This window comes from Pseudomonas trutticola BRTCR10 (assembly GCF_056155105.1).
Map to the genome: position 1 here is coordinate 3,286,378 of NZ_CM149552.1, position 14,476 is coordinate 3,300,853.

Below are 14,476 nucleotides of genomic sequence, written 5' to 3' on the forward strand. Positions count from 1 at the left end.
TCAGTCGCCCCACTTAAGTTTTTTTCGAGTTTGATCAGAGCTTGGTTCTTTGGTTTTTCCTTGAAGCGACTGCCCTTCCCCGCCGTAGGAAAGAAAAGACATAGTTTCCGCAGCCGTAACTTTCTTGGCTACGTTTTGCCGGATACGTTTGGTCGTAGCCTTTGAATTTTCCACTAATTCATGATTATCCAAGCGAACTTGGTGCAACTCCTCGTCCACCAGTGTTCCCGGGCGACGATCGCGTGGTCGCGAAAACGCCCAGTACTCGCTGTACGAGACAGCTGTTTTAGTCAAATCAGAGTAAGATATTTCATGATACCGGCCATCTTGGCGCAACCATATTTTTGAAAGGTTCAACGGATTGTACTTAAACGAAAGTCTTGAACCAACGAACCTACTGAGAATTGCCGAAGAGTAAAATGACCTACTAAACTCGACACCCTTTGGTTGCACTGTTCGTATCACACTTGGAAAGAAGTCAAGAGCAAATGTTTGAAAGTTCCCCGGCATTGGGGGCACATAATTGGGCCCCTTCTTAGCCATCTCTGCATCCCAAACCTCGAACGGCGCAAGTCTATTCAACCCTTCATGAGCACGCCCATGGTAGATTGCCACTTCATTTGCAAACCACTCACAAAATGCTGAAAAGGACATAGCTGAATGTTTGGCAGAGTCGTAGTCTGCTTTCTTCAGCACATTCGAGTAGGTAGTACCTGGCAGAAGATGCACCTTCCCCATCAGCGTACCGATAATTCGCTCAACATGCCCTCCGTAATGCTTTTTTCCAACAGGCCGCAGCATGGGTACGATTTTGTAATATTGCAGGGTCGCTTCAAGCTCTGGGCTAGTAAATTCCGCGGCGTTATCCATACCAATTGCACCAGGCACCCCCCAGAACCTGTGGCGAGTATTCTGACCACCACCAAGAGTGATTGGAAAGTCTTGCTTAGGAAAACAGGCGGAAAGCATCGCCATGGCAACGCTGAGTGAGCTGGGCGGATGGAGTGCAAGATAGTAACCAAGAATAACGCGACTCTTAAGTTCGATAACTACCGTCAGCCAAGGCCGCATGAGAGGTCGACCATTTTCGTCGCAGATAATTACGTCCACCCTCGTGTGGTCGATTTGTACCATGGTAAGTATGGTGTCTACATGAATCATCCCTGGTTTCAGATCAAACTTTTGAAGCATCGGCTCTCTGCCGTGCATAAGGGAGTAAATAGCTTTCTGCCCGAACGATTCAAGCCTTCGCTTCAGAGCATTAAGACTCGGAGTTTTAACACCCATGGTGTAACATAGAGAGTCGACATGCTCCCAAAGAGAAGTAAATGCTTCTAGCTTTTTAGTTTTATCATTCAGTCGTTTCGAAATTGCGCTCTCCATAACACTCTCTTGAATATCAGAAAGCAATCGCGAATTTTTTTTACGCCCTCTGACACGTCTAACAAGAGAAACAGCACCAAGTTCTGGGTCATATTTTTTCAATAGACGTCGAATAGTTGTTTCTGCTGAGCCGAGCTTTTCGGTAAGTTCTGCCCGCGAAGTTTTACCCTGTAGGAAGTCTTCAATATTTTTTGCTCGCTCTGAAGCAATAGCCAACTCTTTAGGGTTAACTTCTGTTTGCTCCATCCAAATCAATCGGCGATCATTGAATAACTCATGTTTTTCTCTATCCACCTCAACTAGATTTACCTGAGTAAAAAGCACATTAAAAGAATTCTCACTTTCCAGACTTTTTAGGGTAATGGCACCGTCCGCTCCACAAGCTATTACTCGATATATCTTTTCCTCAAAGCTAACAAAGTTTCCTTCGACGATGGGTTGCAACATAAGAACTCGGCACCGACTGTTTTAAATTCTGGTGTGCAAGCATAACCTCATGATTACCAAACTTGTCAACGGTCATAAAATTGACACTACGCATCAACTAACCACTATTCAGTCGACGAACTAATTTCATATATTGACGAAGTGGTTTAGCTAATACTGTGTTAATTGACAACAAGCTTAAATAAATACAATCAATTGACACGCCTGCAATATACAAAAAACGAGCCAAGTATCCGCAGCCCCCCAAGTTCACGACTTTTGCATTATTGTTTTCCGCTAGCCGCCTGAAGTGTCAATATTTTCAATATATACAATTGAAATGAATAAGATTTATATGGATCTCTTGATGCGTGAATCGAATTCACGTTGGAGGGGTGATTCCTGAGCCAGCTCCGAGTCAATTAACAGCATTGAAAGAGCTTCTTGACTTGAAATAACTGCCAAGATAATGACACAGCTCTGTAAATGAGAGCCAGATACGCCGTATCCGACTGAAAAAAAGGCTAATTATTAAGTGAAAAAAGCTGCTTTACCTACATTGCCGGGAGCCGAGTCAGTCAATCGGGGCGACTGTTATCTTTGCCTGTGAACCGAACTCCACATTTAATGGTATATAAAGGGTTTATCTAGCTCCTTCCCTCCCTTCGTAGCCAGCGGAGGCTAAACTTCGACGCAATTCTCCTCCAATAGCTGGGGGCTGGAAGAAGGCTTTCCCGCGTGCTGACCATCGCTAGCGTGGCATTTATCCAACTTGTTTCCGCGCACATGGCTGTAGCTGAAATTATTCACTGCCAATTGGATTCGTCCTCCTATACCCGTGTTAGTAAACGCTCCTTGAGCAACAGCTTTACGAGGGGGACAGGAAGCGATCTTTCTCGACTTTTAAAACCGGTATATTTCTCAAAGCCTCACGGGCTTAAACTTTTAAAAAAAACCTATTAAAATCAATAGGTTGAATCCAACTATCAAAGCCTGGATACAGGGGTTATTTCAGCCCTCCCTGATTTTTCTGGCTCAGACTTCACTCCTTTTAAAATGGTCAAATCCACTGACGCACCCAAGCTTTTAGTCATTTTTAAAAGTCAAAATCCCTAGAAGCCACGAATCCTATGGGCTTGAGCGTTTAACCACTTTTAAAGGAGGGCCACACCTTTGGTGCTTCAAATTCAGCGTGGTCAATCATCATCCCGCGTCAGCTTTTCTATCAGCATTCGATGCTGAGGAAATTGTGCTGTGAGTTTCTGGCGATTCCCCATTTCCATGTCGGCGAAATCAAAACCCGGTGAAACCGCTTCGCTGATCAAACCGAAACCGTTTGAGCCATGCAAAAGCCTTGAAGCTTTCCACAGGCCACCCGGTACATGTAATTGCAGATGTTGTCCTGACAAAATATCGCTGCCCATGACTAGGGTCTGCAATGAGCCGTCAGCCAGGATCAGGCTGTACTCGATGGCGTCGCCTAAGTGGAAAAAATGCAGGATGTCGGACTGGTTGAAATGGAACTGGCCGACCGGTGATTGCTCGGTCAGCAGATAGTAGATCGACGTCATCAGGTAACGTGGACCGCCGGCGGTTGTAAGCATGTCGCGGTGATCGGATTGATAGGTTCGGCGAAAGTAGCCGCCTTCAACGTGAGGTTCCAGGCCCAGCGTATCAATAACATCTGTTGCAGTTGTTTTGCGCTCGACCATGGCCTGCTCCATTGGTTTGACTCCGGTTTTTCGTTAGCTCTATTAAACGAGCATTTAGTGTAGTTAAATATTTGCCTCCTGCAGTTATAACTTAAACTTGAGAAAAAGGTGCCCGCAAAAGTGCATTATAAAAAAACATGAAGCTTGCACTTTTGCAGGAGCGCTTATACTAATAAAACTTAACAGTTATGAGATCTCAAGTTGGTCGTGCTGAACTTCTACAACGCCCTCCTCCAGCCATTTCTCGAACTTGAACAGGGCGACCCCTTGCTCCATTGGCGCGTAGTACACAAGGCGCAGATGCCGTTCGACATCGATTGTCAGCGTGGTGTGTTCCAGAGTGACGTCGCCAAATGAATCGATCGTCAGGTGCCGAATACCCTGACAGGGACCATGAATATCCTGCCGAGACCACCAGCCTTTGAATTCCGCACTGACACTCTCAAGTTCACGCACCAGTGAAGCAACATCACTTTCGTTTGAGGCGTGAACATAATCCCGGCGAAAACTGGAGAGCATCTGGATTGCCTGGTCGTCCCAAGGCTGGAAAAGAGATTTCGTGCGCTCGTCGGTAAACAACATCGATAAAAAGTTGCGTTGCTCAGGTGTTTTCTCGGAGAACTTGAAAATCTTGTCAGCTGCGGGGTTCCAGGCCAGGACATCCCAGCGAAGGTTCAGCACATAAGCGGGTCGCAACGGCAGATCCGCCATCAGGCGATGAACGATCTGGGGAACGACGCACCAGGTTTTGCCCTCCTCGGCCGGCGGTCGCTGGTGTGAAAGCAGATAGAGATGGCGACGCTCGACCGCATCGAGCTTGAGGACCCGGCACAGATTGTCCAGGAAGGCAGGTGACACACCAATATCGCGTCCCTGTTCGAGCCATGTGTACCAAGACAATCCGACACCCGCCAGTGCCGCTACTTCTTCTCGACGCAGCCCGGGTGTACGGCGTCTGCCAGTCGGGGGTAACCCTGCTTCTGCAAGAGATATGCGCTCTCGGCGGCTGCGTAAAAACTCAGCCAGGTCCTGTCGAGTGCGCTCAAGATTCCTTTCCATTATCCAGTTACTCCTAGTAACACTATAAACAGTAGCCATTGTACTAACTATTAGGTTGCTAAAGAATCCGCTCGGCCCGGAAACAAGCGGCCAATTGCATCCGCGAAGGATTATCGCGGGATTTGATGCCAAGGAGTAGAAAGAATGTATCAAGCACTGCTGCAGGATAAGCTCGAGGCCTTGCATACCTCTGGCCAATACCGGCAATTTACAACGCTTAACAGGATTTGCGGCCGTTATCCTCTGGCTCATCTCACTGACAATAATGACAGCGAAGTTGTAGTTTGGTGCAGCAACGATTATCTCGGCATGTCCCAGCATCAGGATGTCAGAGCGGCGATGCATCATGCCGTTGACAGCTACGGTGCCGGTGCCGGTGGATCGCGAAATATTGGTGGTACGCATAATCTTTTCAGCCGTCTTGAAGCGAGCATTGCCGACTGGCATGGCAAAGAGGCTGCGCTGGTTTTCCCGACCGGTTTTGGCTCAAACGATGCCACGCTTCAATGCCTGCTCCGGCAACTCCCTGACTGCGTGGTGTTCAGTGATGAACTGAATCACGCGTCCATCGTCAACGGAATTCGCGCAGTCACCGCAGAACGTCAGGTGTTCCGTCACAACGACGTCGCTCATCTGGAAGAGCTGCTTTCGCGGTATCCGCTCGATCGTCCGAAAATCGTCGTGTTCGAATCGATCTACTCAATGGACGGCGACCGCGCGCCCATTGCCGAAATCGCAGCCGTTGCGAAAAAGCACAATGCACTGACCTACCTGGATGAAGTGCATGCGGTCGGCATGTATGGCCCTCGAGGCGCAGGATTGGCGGCTGAACTGGGTGTCGAAGACCAGTTGGACATCATTCAGGGCACCATGGCCAAAGCCATCGGCATCATCGGTGGCTACGTAGCGTCAAGCCGGACGATGATCGACGCCATTCGCTCGCTCTGTACCGGTTTCATATTCACCACGGCCCTGCCACCCGCCGTTGTCGCGGGTTGCATTGCGAGCATCGAACACCTCAAGGCCAGCAACACCGAGCGAGAGGCACTGCACGCCAAAACCCGCTACCTGCGCGACCAATTGCAGATGCACGGTATCCCGGTCATGCCCTGCTCGACCACGCACGTACTGCCAGTGCTGATCGGTCAAGGCGCGCTGTGCAAGGCGGCTGCCGAACGTCTGCTGTATTCGCACTCCGTGTATTTGCAGCCGATCAATTCGCCTTCCGTACCGATTGGTACAGAGCGCTTTCGAGTGAACGTGACGCCGAATCACTCTGAGGCGCAGATCGAACATTTGGCTGCCGCGCTGCAAGAGACATTCCTGCATTTCAATATTCCGCTGGCGCCCGGCTTCGAACTCAGAGGTGTCGCGTGAGCCGTAGCGAGCCAATTGTCGTTCGCCAAGCAACGAGCGAACATTTCGACGCGGTCATTGAGCTCAGAGCGCTGTTGCTTGAAGGCTCGGAGGCCAGCTATGCCTGCACCTCCGTCGAAGAAAAGAAACTCTGGCGAGCGACCTATAAAGCCTGGCTGCACGACGTGCTCGGCAGTTCGCCGTCAACCCGTCTGCTGGTCGCGCTCAACGGTGACCAGGTGGTCGGCTGCGTCACCGGTTTTGTTGATCGTCGAGCGCCCGGGCCTGACTGCATCAATGGTTTGTGCGGCTGGGTGCAATCGATGGTCGTGCTGCCGGCGTTCCGTTCTCAGGGACTTTCGCGGATGTTGATGGCGTCACTCATGAACTGGTTCGACTCGATGCAAGTCGGCAAGGTCGTGCTGCAGGCGACCCCGGCAGCGGAACCCCTTTACCAGCGAATGGGTTATCGCCGCAGCTCGGAATACGTCTGGGCCTGGCAGGCACGGGAGCAATGCGCATGAACATCCTGATTATCGGATTGGGCTATGCGGGCAAACGCTTTCAGCGGGCATTTGAGCGATTGAGCCAAGACTACGAAGTCAAGCTCTCCTATTGCTCGCGGCGAGAAAAGAACAGCCGTCTGCCCTACTACGCCAATCTTCAAGATGCACTGCGTGAACTGCAGCCGGAGATCGTCGTGGTCAGTGCCAACGACATCAACCATGCCGAAGTCTTGACCGATCTGGCCGGCTACACCGGTTTCATCATCTGTGAAAAGCCGATGCTGACCTCCCGGGACGACCTCTTGACCATCAGCAAAGGCTTGCGTCACGTCAGTGGTTTTGCGCTGGACCTGGTTGAGCGCTATTCAGAAGCGACTGCGCGCCTCAAGCAACTGGCTGAAAGTAATGACTGGCAGTTGTTGCGCTCAAGTTTTCATTGGGGCAAAGACCGCATCAACGACTACCGCCCGACCTGCGGTGTGGTCAGTGAGGTCATCCATGCGCTGGATCTCGTCAGCTGGATCTGCCCTTCGCCCTCCCCGCTCAAACTGCAACATGCCATAGGTGTCAGGTCGGACTTCTCGATTTCCGGCAACGATGTACTCGACACGGTGATGTTCACCGCCGACCTCGGCGGTGCAGCAGTGGCAGGCTACGCGAGCTTTGTGAACATTCACCGGCAACGCACGGTGGATTTCACATTCGCCGATCCAGCCGGGCAGATCATCCACTCAAGGCTTGAGTTCGACGAACCGGATTGGGACAGCGACCACCTGCGCGTCTGGACGCGAGATGAGCGCGGGGCAATTGTCGAGATCGAGCAACGCAGCTATCAGAGCGCATCCGACCCATCGACCGCGACGATCCTCAAACTCTGCCGTCTGTGCCGGGATGTCTTGCGTTTTGTCGCCGACAGCGAGCAGCCCCTGCAACCCTTCGCGGGTCTGGGGACGACGATAGAACTGCAAACGCTGCTCAATGAAATCGACACCCAGTCATTGACCGCCAGCGCGGTCCAGTATGTCCAGTCGGGCATGCGCACCCTCATACCAGAAGACGCTGACCTAGAAAGTCTCGGCTAAAGAATTGAACAAGGAGTTTTAATATGTGTGGTATTGCCGGATGGCTTTCTTTTGGCCAGGACCTGATTCACCAACAACCGACGCTCGAACGCATGACCATGACCATGGCCAACCGTGGGCCGGACGCGGGTGGCATCTGGATCGATGGCCCTGTGGGCCTGGGCCATCGTCGCCTGTCTATCATCGACCTGGAAGGCGGTCGCCAACCGATGCTTGCGCGTAACGCCGGCACAGTTGCAGCGGCCATCACTTACAGCGGTGAGGTGTACAACTTCCGCGAATTGCGTAACGAACTGCTCAGCCGTGGGCATCAGTTCGAAACCCAGAGCGACACCGAAGTCGTGTTGCAAGCGTACGTTGAATGGGGCGTGGCGTTTACCGAACACCTTAACGGCATGTATGCCTTTGCAATCTGGGATATGCACACGCAAACCCTGCATCTGATCCGTGACCGGATGGGTGTCAAACCGCTGTATTACTTCGAGACCGCAGACGGGGTGATTTTCGGCTCCGAGCCCAAGGCGCTGCTCGCCAATCCGCTGGTGCCGCGCAATGTCGGTGCAGACGGCCTGCGCGAAATTTTCGAAATGGTCAAAACCCCCGGCCAGGCGATCTTTGAAGGCATGCGCGAAGTGCTGCCTGGTGAGTTTGTTTCCATCAATCGCAACGGCCTTAAACGTCATTGCTACTGGAAACTGGAGGCGAAAGAACACACCGACAGCCTCGAACAAACCATCAAGCACACCCGCGATTTGCTCGAAGACATCGTCGACCGCCAGATCGTCGCGGACGTGCCTTTGTGCAGCCTGCTGTCGGGTGGCCTCGACTCCTCCATCATCACCGCACTGGCCTCGAAAAAGCTGCTGGCGGCCGGCAAGGAAAACATTCGCTCGTTCTCGCTTGATTTCATCGATCACGGCGGCGGTTTCACCAGTGATGCGGTGCGCGGTACACCGGATGCGCCTTTCGTCAAAGACCTGGTCCAGAAGATCCGTTCCACTCACGGTGAGATCCTCCTCGACAGCCGCGACATGGCCGACCCGGAGCTTCGTACCAAGATCATTCAGGCACTCGACTTGCCGCCGGCGTTCTGGGGCGACATGTGGCCTTCGCTCTATCGCCTCTTCGAAGAAGTCCGTCGGCACTCGACCGTTGCGCTGTCCGGCGAGTCCGCCGACGAAGTCTTCGGTGGCTATCGCTGGTTCCATGATCCGGATGCGATCCAGGCAGACACCTTCCCTTGGCTGACGTCGGTAACCGGCAAGTATTTCGACGGCAAACCGCTGTTCGCCAAAGGGCTGATGGAAAAACTGTCGATGAACGAGTTCGTCGCAGACTCCTATCAGCAAGCGCTGCGTGACGTACCGGTGCTGCCGGGTGAAAGCGCGACGGATCGGCGGATGCGCGAGATGACGTACGTGAACCTGACACGTTTCGTGCAAACCCTGCTGGACCGCAAGGATCGCATGAGCATGGCCGTCGGCCTCGAAGTCCGCGTGCCGTTCTGTGATCACCGCCTGGTCGAGTACGCCTTCAACATTCCTTGGGAAATCAAGGCGTTCGACGGCCGCGAGAAAAGCATTTTGCGCGCAGCGACCCGCGACCTGCTCCCGGCCTCGATTTCTGATCGGGTGAAAAGTCCGTACCCGTCGACCCAGGATCCAGCCTATGAAGCCGTGTTGCGCGCAGACCTCGCCGCCATCATGGCTGATCCGAATGCGCCGGTTCGAGCCCTGCTCGACAACCAGCAAGTCGGCGCTACCCTCGCCCGTCATCTGGGCGACAACTCGCCTATGTACGATCGCATGGGCATGGAGTTGGCGGTTGGACTCAACGCCTGGCTCACCGAGTACGACGTCAATCTGGTGATCTGATCACACCCGGGGGCTGCGGAGTCAGCCCCCTGCCTTGCACAAGGAGTAACTTATGTCCAAAACAATACCGGCACCCGTTTACCTCATCGCGATCGGCGCTTTTGCGCTGGGGATGGCGTCTTACGTCACCGCTGGCCTGATCCCGATGATCGAGCAGGCCTTTGATGTACAGGTCGCCGTCGCAGCACAACTGGTCACGGCGTTCACCCTTGCTTACGGCATTGGTTCGCCAGTCTTCGTGGCGATGTTGCCTGCACAGCGCCAACGATTTGGTTTGTTGGTCGCATTGGCGTTGTTCGTTGCGGCCAACGTCGCCAGTGCCCTGGTCGACGATTTTGTCGCCCTGTTGGTGTGTCGAGCCGTTGCAGGCATCGGCGCCGGCGTCTATCTGGCCACCGGCATCGCCGCATCGGCGGCGGTTTCAGCTCCGGAACTGAGAGGCAAGGCGATTGCCGTGATCATGGGCGGCATGGCCAGCGGCACGGTACTTGGGGTGCCTGTCAGTCTGCTGCTCGCCGAGCAATTCGGTTGGCAGATGGCCCTGTGGCTGGTGGCTTTCCTCGGCCTGATTTCATGGCTGGGCCTGCTGATCAAACTGCCGGCGATCTCTGCCGGACCGGCGATGCCGATCAGCCGCAAACTGGCCCTGCTGGGCGACCGTAACGTGATGACCATTCTCCTGGTTTCGCTGCTGGCGGCGGTCGCGAGTCTCGGCATGTACACCTTCATGGTGCCGTTGATGGCGGACCCGGCCTATGGCGGTGTCAACAACATCACGCCGTATCTGTGGGTCTGGGGGCTGGGTGGTGTGGCGGGCAGTTTCCTCGTCGGGCCGCTGGTGGATCGCATCAAGGGACCGATGCTCACGTTCCTGATTCTGGTCATCCTCAGCGTCTCGTTGCTTGCGCTGCCGGCTGCTGCTGCCGTGACACCGTGGCTGGCGATGATTCCGATCGCCGTCTGGGGCGCCGTCGGCTGGGCGCTGCAAGTGCCGCAAAACAACGAGTTGATCGCCGCGCGTGATCACAAGGGCGACGGCAATCTGGCCGTGGCGCTCAACGAGTCGGCACTGTATCTGGGCAGCGCCATGGGCGCCGCCGCCGGTGGCTTCATATTGCTGTTGCAGATGCCGGGCTGGACTTTGGCAATCAGTGCAGGTGCGGTATCCGTTGTCGCCGCGCTTTTGCAACTGGTGCATCTGCGCAACAGAAGAACCCACGCGGTCAACGGTGCGCCAAGGGTTTCTGCGCAATAACCCTTTTGCATGACTTGTGTGCGAAGTCAGGTGCCGAGCCCTCGGCGCCTGATGCCGTGGTCGCGAAGAATAATTTCAACACGCCGCCACTGTTATCTCTATTTGCCAAACTAAAACACAACAACTAACACAACACTCAATCGCGGTGGTGAATTCATGGAAGCGTCATGTAGGGATGCCCACGTCTTTCGGCTGACGTCTGCCGAACACGAGGCAATACGTAATGCATTCGTCGATATATGTTATGAGCCTACGGGTGGACGCAATTATATACAGACGATCCGCACAACAGCGTATCGAGTGTTCTCCGAGCGCTTATTGGAAAAACTCGAGTCATTGAAAAGCGATGACGCCTCTTTTTGTGTATTTGAAAACTTGCCGGTCGATGAAACATTCGGCAGTCCGCAACATGATGCGGACAGCCTGGGGTTCAAAAACGGTTATGTGTCGGAAAACGTTCTGGTGGCGTTCGGCAGTTTGATTGCGGAGCCTTATTCCATTGGTCACGAAGGGCCAAAACTGGTCAACGACCTGGTGCCCCACCCTGAAGCGGCCACGGAATACACCGGTAACGGCTCGGAAGTCGAGTTGGACTTGCACACCGAAAACGCCTTTCAGACCTATGATTCGCGGGGTGACACCTCGCCCTTGGCGCTGTTGCTGCTGGGCGTGCGGGCTGATCCGCACACGGAAGGTCCGAAAACCTGGGTAGCTGATGCCCGCGAAGCACTGAAGGCGCTGACTGACAGTGAAATAAAGCTGCTATATGGCAAGCACTTCATCATTCGCCAGCCTTACCGCTGGAGAAATACCGACGAACAATCCAGTGAAACCCGGCTGTTTCCCATACTGTCCGGGCCGATAACGCTTCCTCGTGTCACCGCAGCGTTTTATCCGGACATGGTTATTCCTGTGGATGACGCAGCGAAAAAAGCCTATGCGAAGTTTTATGACGCTCTTAAACAAGTTGCCCACGGCACAGACATACAGCCGGGCCGTCTCGTTTACGTCAACAATCGTTTCACACTTCATTCCCGCGACAAGTTCACTCCCGGTTTCGATGCCAATGGACATGCCTGGCGCTGGGTTCAACGGCTGTTTCTAACCAATAACCTGTGGAACTTCCGTTCATTCAAAAAAGACGGCGCACGCATCTTTTCGCCCGTTGCCTGATGACTTCAAAAGGTAAATCAAATGTTGGCCGCAAACAGTTACACCTCGATTATCCATAACATTGGCACTTTCCTGACCGGCGACCTCGAACGCCCTCTTATAGATGCCGACACCCTTGTCAGCGTTGACGGCGTCATCACTTTCATCGGTCGCGCCGCAGACGTCGATTTCTCGGAAGCAGACCTGCTGATCGACGCGAAGCGGACCACGGTCATGCCGGGGCTGATCGACAACCACACGCACCCGACGCTCGGTGAATACAGCCCGCGCTCCGGCAACCACAACTGGATCTGGCATTCGTTGCAGGGCGGCGTCACGACGATGATTTCCGCCGGCGAGGTGCATGTTCCGGGCTTGCCGACGGACAGAGTCGGCATGATGGCAATGGCGATTGCCGCACAACGTTCGTTCTCCAGCGCGCGTCCTTCCGGAATAAAAATGGAGGCCGGCGCGCCCCTGCTCAATGATGAGTTTTCCGATCAGGACTTCGCTGAAATGGCCGCCCAAGGCATCAACCAACTGGGTGAAGTCGGCATTGGCCCGGTCAAATCCGTCAGTCGCGCCGCCGAGCTGGTGAAGATGGCGCGCAAACACGGCATGACCTCGATTACCCATACCGGCGGCCCGTCGATTTCCGCCTCGCAGAGCATGGGCGCCGAGGAGATCCTGGAAATTGCCCCCGACATCATTGGCCACATCAACGGCGGTTACACCGCACTCGCTCCCCGGCAGATCCGGTGCCTGTGTGAGGGCTGTCTCGGCGCTTTGGAAATCGTCCACAACGGCAATGAATTCGCTGCGGTGACCACCCTCAACTATGCGCGTGAACTGAACCAGCTCGATCGCATCGTGATCGGCACCGATTCGCCCGCCGGCTGCGGTGTCCCTGCGCTTGGCATGCTCCGCGCCATTGCCCTGCTCAGCAGTTTTGGCGACGTGCCGCCGGAAAAGGCTGTGTGCTTTGCCACCGGTAATACCGCCAAGGTCAGGAAGCTCAACCGCGGCGTTCTCAGCGTCGGCAGAGAGGCCGACATTCTGGTTGCATGCGGCCCCCTCGGCGGCGCCGAACCCAGCGTACTGGGCAGTTTCAGCAGCGGCGACCTGCCGAGCATCACCGCGATTCTGATTGATGGGCGCCTGGTCGTGCAGCAGTCGAAAAACTCGCCACCACCGTCTGTGTCACCGGTCATTACCCATAACGCCTAAAGAGAAGCGTCCCCTCACGGGACGCATTCTTGAGACCCCCTGCATGCATCGAATCCTCGCCGAAATTACCCGCAGAGGCCCCACGGTCCTTGCTTCCGGGTGCGCAATCGGATTGGCAATCCCTTATCTGGCAGATCTGGCGAGACCGCTACTGCCGGTCATGGTGTTTATCTTTGTGTTGGGTACGCTGCTGCGCATCAACAACGCTGAAGTGATCAAAGCAGCAAAAAACCTGAAGATATCGCTGATATTTCCAGCGCTGATGGTAGTGGCGTGTCCGTACGTGTTCGGCATGGCGGCGCTGTATCTCAGTGGCAATCAGGAACTGTCGCTGGCCATTGCCATTGCCGTTGCCGCACCGCCGGCCAGTGGCAATGCCGCCGTCGCCAGAATGCTCGGGCTGGATCCGTCGATGTCGCTTGTCACTGCGCTGTGCTCGATGGCCATTATTCCGATCACCGCCCCGCTCATCCTCCACCTGTTCGCAGATGGGCTGTCCCTGTCCATCGATCCTGCTGATCTGGCGATCAGGCTGGCCATATTGATCGGCGGGGCCGAGGGCGTGGCGATCCTGATACGACGGTTTTCCCACGGTTTCGTCGCTCACCATGGCCTGGCGATCGACGGCGTCGTGGTGATGGCGCTGTTTCTGTTTGCGATCGGAACAATGGCCGGCATGCAGCAGATCATCTTGAATGAACCGTCACTGGCCCTTTCGATGATCGCGCTGGCCTACGGCGTGAATTTTGCCATGCAACTGCTCCTGGGCAGCTTGTACCCCGGAACGCTGATCGCGAAATTCACCATGGGATTGAACGGTGGCAACAGAAATGTCGGGCTCTTGTGGTCGGCGCTTGGCGTCAGCCTGTCCCCGACCATGGCGTTGTATTTCGCCTGCTGCCAATTGCCTATTCACACCATGCCGAAAATACTGCAATTTGCATTGCCAAGAATCGCAAGCTTTTTGAAAAAGCCCGCTGTCACCCCAAGCTGAACCCGAGCGCTAACCGTCTGGAACCTGATGACAATGACACTCACACCGGAAAACCTTCAGCAGCTCGCCGTGCACTCATCCACGGAAACCAAAACCTGTTCGTGTATCCGGGGGCTGTCGCGGGGCTGGGAGAGTTTGCCCGCCGCACTGGCGTCGGGCACGTTGTTGCGGCTCATTGGCCATGTGACGGACGATCAGGAAGACGAGCAGACGCTCGATGAATACCACCCGCACGGAACGCACTTCTGGTCTGAAGATGCGCCCATCTGCTTCAAATTTTTCCCCTACAACATTGCCAGCGTCTGGGGCTGCACCCAGTGCTCGCGCGCATTTCTGCGATTCAACGACGCGGGCGCGTATCACTCGGAACCGCGCATCCGCTTGCTTGACGCGGCGCTGATCAAACCTGACCCGCGCCGTGACGCGGGCGTTATCGATGGATATAGCTGA

12 protein-coding genes are annotated in these 14,476 nt (G+C 54.6%); 9 read left to right on the forward strand and 3 right to left on the reverse strand.

Translation table 11 applies throughout. The annotated features are described in order from the left end of the window. The 3 genes from ACVVH8_RS14755 to ACVVH8_RS14765 form a co-directional block, all read right to left on the reverse strand. On the reverse strand, window positions 1-1,830 hold the full coding sequence (locus ACVVH8_RS14755; RefSeq protein ID WP_475231092.1) for a transposase: 1,830 nt from the start codon (window positions 1,828-1,830) through the stop codon (window positions 1-3). Between the two features lie 1,175 nt (window positions 1,831-3,005). After that, window positions 3,006-3,521, reverse strand: a complete 516-nt coding sequence (locus tag ACVVH8_RS14760) for a cupin domain-containing protein (protein WP_315445436.1) — start codon at window positions 3,519-3,521, stop codon at window positions 3,006-3,008. A gap of 186 nt (window positions 3,522-3,707) precedes the next feature. Further along, on the reverse strand, window positions 3,708-4,580 hold the full coding sequence (locus tag ACVVH8_RS14765) for a helix-turn-helix transcriptional regulator (protein WP_401296237.1): 873 nt from the start codon (window positions 4,578-4,580) through the stop codon (window positions 3,708-3,710). Window positions 4,581-4,724: 144 nt separating this feature from the next. Between ACVVH8_RS14765 and hemA the strand changes: the two genes are divergently transcribed. From hemA to ACVVH8_RS14810, 9 genes are all read left to right on the forward strand, one after another. After that, complete coding sequence (hemA, locus tag ACVVH8_RS14770) at window positions 4,725-5,957, forward strand: 5-aminolevulinate synthase (protein ID WP_475231094.1); 1,233 nt, start codon at window positions 4,725-4,727, stop codon at window positions 5,955-5,957. Beyond that, on the forward strand, window positions 5,954-6,460 hold the full coding sequence (locus tag ACVVH8_RS14775) for a GNAT family N-acetyltransferase (protein WP_249412143.1): 507 nt from the start codon (window positions 5,954-5,956) through the stop codon (window positions 6,458-6,460). Before hemA ends, ACVVH8_RS14775 begins: the two co-directional genes overlap by 4 nt. Then, complete coding sequence (locus ACVVH8_RS14780) at window positions 6,457-7,524, forward strand: Gfo/Idh/MocA family oxidoreductase (protein WP_475231096.1); 1,068 nt, start codon at window positions 6,457-6,459, stop codon at window positions 7,522-7,524. Before ACVVH8_RS14775 ends, ACVVH8_RS14780 begins: the two co-directional genes overlap by 4 nt. A 23-nt stretch (window positions 7,525-7,547) precedes the next feature. Beyond that, complete coding sequence (gene asnB / locus ACVVH8_RS14785) at window positions 7,548-9,398, forward strand: asparagine synthase (glutamine-hydrolyzing) (RefSeq protein WP_475231098.1); 1,851 nt, start codon at window positions 7,548-7,550, stop codon at window positions 9,396-9,398. Between the two features lie 52 nt (window positions 9,399-9,450). Beyond that, window positions 9,451-10,653: an MFS transporter gene (locus ACVVH8_RS14790; protein WP_213028699.1), complete on the forward strand. Its 1,203-nt coding sequence runs from the start codon at window positions 9,451-9,453 to the stop codon at window positions 10,651-10,653. A 318-nt stretch (window positions 10,654-10,971) separates the two neighbouring features. Then, window positions 10,972-11,826: a TauD/TfdA family dioxygenase gene (locus tag ACVVH8_RS14795; RefSeq protein WP_475231100.1), complete on the forward strand. Its 855-nt coding sequence runs from the start codon at window positions 10,972-10,974 to the stop codon at window positions 11,824-11,826. A 21-nt stretch (window positions 11,827-11,847) separates the two neighbouring features. Beyond that, complete coding sequence (locus ACVVH8_RS14800; RefSeq protein ID WP_213028701.1) at window positions 11,848-13,032, forward strand: amidohydrolase family protein; 1,185 nt, start codon at window positions 11,848-11,850, stop codon at window positions 13,030-13,032. Window positions 13,033-13,075: 43 nt separating this feature from the next. Continuing rightward, window positions 13,076-14,026, forward strand: a complete 951-nt coding sequence (locus ACVVH8_RS14805; protein WP_213028702.1) for a hypothetical protein — start codon at window positions 13,076-13,078, stop codon at window positions 14,024-14,026. Between the two features lie 27 nt (window positions 14,027-14,053). Beyond that, complete coding sequence (locus tag ACVVH8_RS14810) at window positions 14,054-14,476, forward strand: hypothetical protein (protein ID WP_146041204.1); 423 nt, start codon at window positions 14,054-14,056, stop codon at window positions 14,474-14,476.